A 1,933-nucleotide genomic window follows, 5' to 3' on the forward strand; every position below is an offset into this window, starting at 1 on the left:
ATTCGAGAGGCCTCTAAGTCTTGTGAAGAGAGCTCTCTTGTTACTTGTTTGAAGATTGCATATTATTATAAAGCACTAGGAAAAGAAGAGCACGCCACTAGTTATGCTAAGAGATCATGCTATACATCTAAGGATGACTCTATTTGTGCTATTGCTAAAAATTATATTTTAAAGGACTAGAGATGATTCAATCAAAGAGTACTCAACAACTTACCAGAGAAGAGTTAAAGCACGTACTTAGTGTTGCCCGAGGTGATGGAGAAATAGATATTCTTATTAAGAATGTTAAGGTTATGGACTTAGTTAATGGTGGTATCAACGAGAGTGCAATCGCCATTGCTGGAAAGACAATTGCTGGGACAGGACTTGAATACTTAGATCAAAAAGCTAAAAGAGTCATCGATGCTAAGGGAGCAGTTGCAGTTCCAGGCTTCATTGATGGTCACCTACATATTGAATCTTCAATGATGCACCCTTTTGAGTTTGAAAGGCTTACACTTCCTCTAGGTACAACGACAGCGATCTGTGACCCTCATGAAATAACTAACGTTATGGGAGATAAGGGATTTAGCTGGTTTTTAAGATGTAGTGAGCTGATGAAGCAAAACCTATTCGTACAAGTTAGTTCTTGTGTACCAGCTCTTCCAGGGTTTGAAACTAATGGTGGACCATTTCCACTTGAAAAAATGAAGGCCTATAAGAACCACCCTAATGTTCTAGGTCTTGCAGAAATGATGAACTTCCCAGGAGTCATTAATGCATTTGATGATGTGCTAGATAAAGTCGAAGAGTTCCAAGAGATGAATCTCGATGGACACTGCCCTCTTGTTCAAGGAAAAGACTTAAATGCTTATATTGCGGCAGGAATACAGAACTGTCATGAAACAATTACTCAAGAAGAAGGAAGAGAAAAGCTTTCAAAGGGTATGGCCTTAATCATTAGAGAAGGTTCAGTTGCAAAGAACTTAAAAACTCTTGCTCCTCTTGTTACTGATTTTAACTCTTGTCAGTGTCTATTGTGTACAGATGATAGAAATCCATATGAAATTTTCAATGAAGGCCATATTAACTATCTTATCAAAAAGATGATTAATGAAATTGGAATTGAGCCACACGTTGCATATAGGCTTAGCTCTTACTCTGCAGCTAAACATTTTGGTCTTAAGAGAATAGGACTAATTGCTCCAGGAAAGCAGGCCGACATTGTGCTATTAAGTGATTATAAGAATGTTGAAATCAGTGATGTCTTTATGAAAGGTATCCCTGTTAAAGAATTAAAGATTGAAGAATCTTTAAAAGATAACCTTAAAAAATCTTCTCCTCCAATTGAAAATACGATGAAGAGAAAAGTACTTTCAAAGGATGAGATTAAATTTGAGTTTAGCAAAGGAACTTATAACGTTATTGAAATTGTAAAAGATGAAATTATAACGAATCACTTAAAGATTAACTATGACGGTGAAAAATTTGAGAGTGATGATATTAAGAAAATATGTGTAATAGAAAGATATGGAAAAGGCTCTAAGCCTGCTCTAGGTCTTGTAAAAGGGTCAGGACTTTCTAATGGTGCCATTGCATCATCAGTGGCACACGACTCTCACAATATTATTATCATTGGTGAAGATGAAAGTGATATGACAATTGCGGCCAATAAGCTCATAGAGATGGGCGGTGGTTTTTGCGTTGTGAAAGATGGAAAAGTAACGGCTTCACTGGCCTTGCCTATTGCTGGCCTACTTAGCTTAGAGACTGCAGAGGTTCTAACTGAAGGAATTATAGAACTAAAGAAAGCTTGTAAAGAGGTCGATGTTCACTTAAATGAGCCTTTTATACAAATGGCATTTCTGGCACTTCCAGTAATCCCTTCTTTAAAAATCACAGATAAAGGTTTAGTTGATGTGACTAAATTTGAATTTATCGACCTGAAAGACTA

General features: G+C 36.7%; 2 protein-coding genes. Both read left to right on the forward strand.

Annotated features, from left to right (window positions below; all coding sequences use genetic code 11):
- The coding region (locus ABX784_RS17315) for a hypothetical protein (RefSeq protein ID WP_372656311.1) at nucleotides 1–180 on the forward strand (180 nt) is incomplete at its 5' end.
- A gap of 2 nt (nucleotides 181–182) precedes the next feature.
- Nucleotides 183–1,933: adenine deaminase (gene adeD / locus ABX784_RS17320; protein WP_372656312.1), on the forward strand; the 1,751-nt coding region annotated here is incomplete at its 3' end.

It is taken from the genome of Halobacteriovorax sp. (genome assembly GCF_041587335.1).
Taxonomy (GTDB): domain Bacteria; phylum Bdellovibrionota; class Bacteriovoracia; order Bacteriovoracales; family Bacteriovoracaceae; genus Halobacteriovorax.